This is a genomic window from Pirellulales bacterium (assembly GCA_036267355.1).
Lineage (GTDB): Bacteria > Planctomycetota > Planctomycetia > Pirellulales > DATAWG01 > DATAWG01.
Genome location: DATAWG010000040.1, coordinates 21,341 through 28,064, shown reverse-complemented (window position 1 = coordinate 28,064; position 6,724 = coordinate 21,341). Strand labels below are relative to the sequence as shown.

The window sequence follows — 6,724 nt, the reverse complement described above, 5'->3', positions numbered from 1 at the left end:
AATGTGGACGATGTCGATATCGTGGCGATCGACGATCGCGCGATAGTCGGCCACGACGGCCGGCGTGGCACGGCTCCAATCTTTGACGAGCGCGGCAGCCCGCTCCCGGCGGCTTCGATCGGCATCGCAGACGGCAACATAGTCGCCGTAGAGGCGCATCTCCGGCGCTGAACCGTAGGGGCCATCCAAGCCGGTCGCCTTTTGGCACCAGCGGCTGCCGGTGCCGACCGCGCCGACGCGCGGCCGTTTATTGCCACTCTCAAAGCCCGGTGCGCGCCCGCCGCGGCCGATCAAAGCCGCAGCGCCGGCCCAGGCCAATGAGCTTTTCAAAAGAACGCGACGATTCAGCGACGTGGCCGGCATATCTTCTTCTCGCGGGGATTTCCATACGTGGGCAGGCAGATCATGGAAATCTGATCGTAGCACAATCGGAAGTCAAGCGGCGGCGAGAAAAAAGCGTGGTCGATGCGCAAGCGTGAATGCGCCGGCCGGTGGAATGCCCGTGCAAACACGTGCCGCAGGCGGTAATTTCGCCCCGCCGCCAAGCTCGCACGCCTCTCTGACGACGCTATGCCGCCTGAACTTCTTGCGGGGTTTCGCGAGGGCCGACCGCCGCGGGGCGCTTGGTCCAGAGCTCGTGCATCACCGCCCAGAAGCTTGGATAAACCGTTTGATGGTAGAGCGTGTTCGCGGGTAGCTTGGCCATCAATCGGCGATGGGCAATACCAAGGTTGTGATACGGCAGCGCCGGAAATAGATGGTGCAGAGCATGGTAGCGCAGGCCGAGCGGAAAGAACAACTCGGTGAACACGGGACCGCCGGTGATGTTCACGGAATCCTCGAGTTGGCCAAGATAGGTCATTTCGTCGCCGCTGACGTTGCGATAGTGATGCGCCACCATGTTGCGGATGTAGTTGAGCCCCAGAGTCAGTAGCGCGAGGCAATAGAGCTGTCCGACTCGCATCGGCGTCGAGAACCCGACGACCGCTGCGGCAAGCATTCCGGCCGCGCGCAGGCAACAGGCCATTTCCAGCAACGCCCAGGCGCGCCGCGGGGCGATCGCCGGTATATCGAGTCGATGGCGGAAATTAATCACGAACGACGACATGTGCTCCAGCGCCCACCGCCGCAATCGGGGGCTGAACATCGAAAGGGGCGTGATGATCAACAGGCGCACGAAAACATAAATCGGCAGCAGCGGAACCTGTGCCCAGAACCAAAGCAACTGCCAACGCGAGCCCCCGCCGAGCGGCAGATATTCGCCGTCACGCTCGGTGCCGTAGCGGTGGCTGTTGTGATGATCGATATGGTTTTCGTAGAAGAACGACGGCATCAGCATCGGGATGCCGCAAAGCAAATTCCAGACGATCGTGAAGGCCCGCATCTCGCCGCGATGGAAATGCGCGATTTCGTGGATGAAACTGCCGGCCCGGAAAAGGGCCAACCCGGCGACCAGATAGGCGCCGATTTGCAGTGCAGAAAAAGCAGGCGCCCGCAGGTAGATGCCGGCGGCGCCATAACCAATAGTCGTCGTCAGCAGCAGGTCGATCCAATAGAGGCGCCGGCGGCGCTCAAAAAGCCCTGCCAGAATTTCCCGAGCCTGTCGCGCGGAAAAACCGCCGCTATGCGCGGCAGCCATGGTCGATTCATTTTCCATAACTGGCAGCTTTCTTGGGCAACGGTGGCGATCGTGCGTTCTATTACGACCGGCGAACTTTTCATCGGCAAACGCGGACCACCGTGTCCAAGATTAAGCAAACCGAGCGATTGGCTGTCTGGGATGTCTGGTGCCTCTAGGATAGCAGATCGTGCCATTGATGCTAGCACTTAGGCGGTTTCATTTTTCCCCGTGCCGCTCGCAATCCGTTCCCGGCGCAAACCCTGGCAAACCATTCGCTTCGTGCTCCGGAAACGCCGTCGAGGCTGTCTCCCAGGATTCCCTCGGCGACATGCTCGCCGGCTTAGAGCAAACCTCGGGCCAGTTCTGGTTTTCGAGGGCAAGCGAAAGAATTATCGGCTTGCCGGCAAGCGCTCGGCCAGAAATGCAGCGCCAGTCCGCAGAGCCGGCAAACAAATCCCAAAGAGAATTCCCGCATCGCCGAGCGCCTCGCGAAGGCCCACTAGACTAAGGCTCGGCAAGAATAGCTTCCGCCTTTCGAAACCCCCTCACCGTGCGCTCTCCCGCAAACAGGAGGCTGGTATGGGGGAGAAGCTGCTTTTCGGCCGAGCCTAACTCGGTAGCGAGGCGAGCTTTTCGGCCCGCAGACGGCGCGATGCGAGCCAAAGTTGCCAAAGCGACACGATCAGGCTATCGCCGACCGTCAGACGATACGGCGAGTTGGCGGGCAATTCGTTTATCAGCCGGCGATGCGCTGCCGCCAGATTGTGATAGGGCATCGCGGGGAATAGATGATGCAACGCGTGAAATCGTAGCCCAATCGGAGCCCAAAGCCCGGTGATCAACGGACGCCGCGGGTAATTGACCGAGTCGACAAGCTGCTCGACAAACGTCATTTCCCGGCCATCGTTTAGAAATCGATGGGCGCCAAGAGTGCGAACAGCGTTTAGAAAAACGATCATCATGCCGGTCAAATAGGCCTGCACCAAGAACCCCATCGGCAACACACCGCGGCGAACCGGAAAGGGCCCCGCCGGGTCGGCGCCCGGCTGCATGCCGCGTATAAGAAGCACGCCCACGGTGGCACAAAACAAAAAGCAACCGAATTCTTGAATTCGCCAAATGCGCAATACGTCGCGAGCTGGCAACGGGCGGATATAGGTCGGATCCATGACCAACGACGAAAGCCGCTGGTGGACCAATCGCCGCACCGGAGGGACAAACCACGTCAGCGGCGTCAGCACCAGGAATCGCAGCACGACAACGCCTGGAATCACCAACGTTTGCGAGAGATAAAACAAGATATGCCAAGGCGTTTGATGGCCGAGGGGCAGATATTCGCCATCTTCTTTAGTCCCATAAAATTTGCGGCGATGGTGATCCAGATGCGTGTAATAGGTAAACGACGGGACGAGAAACGGGATTCCACAGATCAAATTCCAAACGAATCGGAAGACGCGAAACGAGCCTGTTCGGAAGTGAACAATCTCATGCACGAAGAGCGATGCTCGAAAAAAACAAATGCACGAAGTCAGAAATAGCCCCGCTTGCAGCAGCGACCAGCCTGGCACTTTCCGGACCAAGCCATAGCAAACGAGGCCGACGCCGAACGATAGCAAGAAATCCGTCCAATAGATCCAAGGGTTCGGCGTGAAGAGATCCCGCACGATGTGCCGCGCCTCGGCCATCGAAAATGACGTTCCGCCGGCGGTCGCCTCATCGTCCTGAGCAGCGTCGGAGCGCCGCTTCGGCCGCAGGCAAAACGATGCCGGCCCAGCGGATGTATTCGGTTCGCGCTGCGGATTGAGATCGTCTGTCACAGGCTGGGCCGGATTCGAGTTGCAATGGGTTGGACCGAATTTGGCGCCGAAGCCCTATTTTACCCCGGCCCAGCGGCGTATCAACGACGGCGCGGGCAATTTCGGCCGCGGAATTGCCGGCCGCGCTCGCCCTCCGGGCATCCTGTCCGAGACATGCCGAAGCTGCGTTCGGCCGAAATCCGTCAGGTGCTGCCTCACCAGGAGAAATCAATTCCGGCGGACAGTCCGTTGAGCATCATGTCGTTGCTGACGATGATTTTACCGGGGTTGGGGCTGGACAGGCTCAATTGGCTTGTGGCCAGCGCGATGCTCGTCAGCCATTGGAAATCGTAGGTCAACCGCAGCCGCACATTCGGCCGAATTTCGTAGCCCCCTTCGAGGCGGAATTCGCTGATGCAGGCTGGTCCATCGTTGGAAGCCTTGAGCGCGAGCGGATTCAGACCCCCCAGCACGGGATCGGTCGATTGGATATTGCTCATCTGTTCGGCGAAGTTGATGGCTGGCGCGATCGAGCCGCGGACTGCCACAAAGAAGCGCTGATACTGATAGTCCAATTCGCCGCCGAACTGGAGGGCCGCCAGGCTGTTGTTCACTTTGACGTTGTATGAGCCGGATGCCGGGCCGACGAAATTTGCGAAACGGAACGCCGATTCGTTGAGCCGTTCGTTGAGCTCCACGTCGCGGAATCCAACGAGATACGAGAAGGTAAGTCCGTTTTCGACGCGGCGCACCCAGATGGCCGCGTCGGGATCGTAGACCAATTGATCGCTGCTCAATTCGCTCCGCACGCGATAGTTTATCTCGATGCTGTTCAAATCCGACTGGTATTTGATCAAGTAGGTGTCGACCCCGTTAAAACCGCCCAGGAATTGGTTCAAGCTATTGTCCAGCGAACCGACGGTCGACGTGTTTTCCGCAATGCTGAACACGCTTCCCTGAGCGGCATTGATGCTGTAGAGCTTGTTCCAGACGTCGGGGCCCTCGTAAGTCACTTCAACGCTGTGGTCCTGAAACTTCTCCCGATCGAGGATATAGCCCAAAGTTAGCCGAGCGCCCGGCGTGATGCCGAGGCCGAGGTTGTCGGTGAAAAACTGATTCTCGGCGTCGGCAAAATCGAACAACAACCGTACATTGCGCTTCGGCTTGGGGTGGTTCAAGATCGTGAAATCGTCTTGCGAATACCAGTTGTGGAAGTCGAACCAATCACGCGTGCTGGCGGTCGGCGGTATCGCTTGGCCGTCGGCCAGCATCGGACCCGGCGGGAGGATTCCATCCATGGCCGAGACTGGGACGGCCGGCACGCCAACTTCTTGGCCGGGCGCGATCGGTTCGCCTTGTCCTGGTGCGGGCGGCACTTCTTCCACCGTCCCCGGCGGGGTCTGCGTCGCCGCTGTGCCAGCATCGCCGCCGGGGGCCTGTTGAGCGGCGATGAAATTCGCCAAAATACCATCTGCGCCGACCGCCGTTGCGCACCAGCAGAGGCAAAGTGCCAGCATTGCTACGAGGCAGCTCGTTCTTGGCATCATCACGGTTTGCACGAGTTTGCGCTCCCTCTGCCAATCCATTCCACCACGGCCTCCGCAGGGAGGCTCGCGAGCGAAAACGATTTTTCCCATTGCTCATCGGAAGCCGCAGGGCTTTCCCAACAGGAATAACCCATAAATCCGGAAAATATCCGACAATCGGAAAATTCTCCCACGGATTCCTAAATTTGCGAACCGACGCATCTTCGCAATTCGGCACCGCGGCCATAAGCGAGGCAAGTTGCGGCGGGTCGAGAATTTGAGGCGGCGTTTCACAGCAAAGAGATAGCTGTCCAATCCTTTACGCGGCGGATAGGATACCATTGCGCCAAGGAGCACCAATTGCGATTTGCCGTGCTGGAACCGCACGAACGCTTCGAAGGTGGCCGCCTGCGGGCCTGATCGCGCGTGCGACCAAAACGACGATCCTCTGCAACTCATCCCCCGTACCAAGGAGACCCGCCATGGTTTCGCCGCTTGAATCGCTCATCGCCACCGGAACAAAGCTCTGGCTGGATTCGATCGATCCCGACTTGGTCCGGTCCAACTACGCGTTGGGCGCTAGCGGTGCGACCTCGAATCCGATCATTATTTCCGACCTGATTAAGACCGGTCGATTCGATAAACAGCTCAACGAATTGATTCGTTCCGGGGCGGACGACCTCCATATCGCCTGGCAACTTACCGATCAGTTGGTTCGAGAAGCACAGCAAGTTTTCCTGCCCGTTTGGGAAGCTACCACGGGCGACAATGGCTACGTCAGCTTCGAGCTGGACCCATTGCTTGAAGATCCGAACGGCGGCCCGCCACACGAGGAGCGTGTTGCCCGATACATCGAATTGGGCAAGCAATGGTCGGCCGGCCATCGCAACCGGATGATCAAAGTGCCCGCCACTCCGGCGGGGCTCGACGCGCTTGAGGAACTGTGTGCGGCCGGTGTGACGTTGAACGTCACACTCATCTTTTCCGATCGCCAATATCGGATCGCCCGCGATCGAATCTGGAAAGGCGCGCAGCGGCGGAAGTCGACGGACCAATTCAAGAGCGTCTACAGCATTTTCGTATCGCGCCTGGACGTGTACACGGAGCAGCACGTATCGCAATTGTCTGCGGCGGCACAGGGACAAGTGGGCATCGTCAACGCAAAGCGGATTTGGGCTGAAAACAAGAAATTCTGGGACGGGCATAAGACGCGGCTGGCGCAGGAAATGATTTTTGCCAGCACGGGAACGAAAAAACCGTCCGATCCGCCCTGGAAATATGTCGCCGCATTTGCCGGCAGCGACATCGAAACGAATCCCCCCGCGACGAACGAGGCGGTGCAAAAGAGCGGCCGCACCTTTACCCGGCAGGTGGACGAAATGCCGGACGCAGCCGTGCTGGCCGAGATCGACCGATTGGTCGATACCAAGCATCTCGAAGAGACGCTGATGCGCGAGGGGATCAAAAAATTCGCCGATCCGCAAAAGGCGCTGCTGGCGCTGATTGCCAAAAAGCGCGCGGAACTGTCGGTGGGCAGCCGCTAAGGATAGACCGCCAACAATCTCGGCGACCGCCGCCGGATGGCATCCCGAATTCCAAACGCCGAAGCCGTTTTTCTGCCGCGGCTAACGGCCCGATTTGCCGCGGTGCGCGCGATCCGCGTGGGCCTTCGTTCAGCCCGCGGTTTCAATGGGTTTTGTTTCTCCGCGACGCAAGGTAGGATGATGCGCCCAGGCGGTCGCTACGGTCGGCCGCTTTCTTTCGCTTCGAAAACGGAACGC

General features: G+C 59.2%; 5 protein-coding genes. 1 reads left to right on the top strand and 4 read right to left on the bottom strand.

The features are described 5' to 3' along the window. From VHX65_06765 to VHX65_06750, 4 genes are all read right to left on the bottom strand, one after another. The coding region (locus tag VHX65_06765; protein ID HEX3998232.1) for a hypothetical protein at nucleotides 1-363 on the bottom strand (363 nt) is incomplete at its 3' end. A gap of 205 nt (nucleotides 364-568) precedes the next feature. Further along, a complete protein-coding gene (locus VHX65_06760) occupies nucleotides 569-1,639 on the bottom strand; it encodes a fatty acid desaturase (protein ID HEX3998231.1) in 1,071 nt (356 codons plus the stop codon). Between the two features lie 590 nt (nucleotides 1,640-2,229). Further along, entirely contained in the window at nucleotides 2,230-3,438 is a 1,209-nt protein-coding gene (locus VHX65_06755; protein ID HEX3998230.1) for a fatty acid desaturase, read from the bottom strand. Between the two features lie 194 nt (nucleotides 3,439-3,632). After that, nucleotides 3,633-4,934, bottom strand: coding sequence for a hypothetical protein (locus VHX65_06750; protein ID HEX3998229.1), 1,302 nt, complete (start codon nucleotides 4,932-4,934; stop codon nucleotides 3,633-3,635). 491 nt (nucleotides 4,935-5,425) lie between these two features. Here VHX65_06750 and VHX65_06745 point away from each other — a divergent pair, with 491 nt between their 5' ends. Continuing rightward, nucleotides 5,426-6,487 carry a transaldolase family protein gene (locus VHX65_06745; GenBank protein ID HEX3998228.1) on the top strand — a complete coding sequence of 354 codons (1,062 nt, stop codon included), beginning with the start codon at nucleotides 5,426-5,428 and terminating at the stop codon, nucleotides 6,485-6,487. The last annotated feature ends 237 nt before the right edge of the window (nucleotides 6,488-6,724 follow it).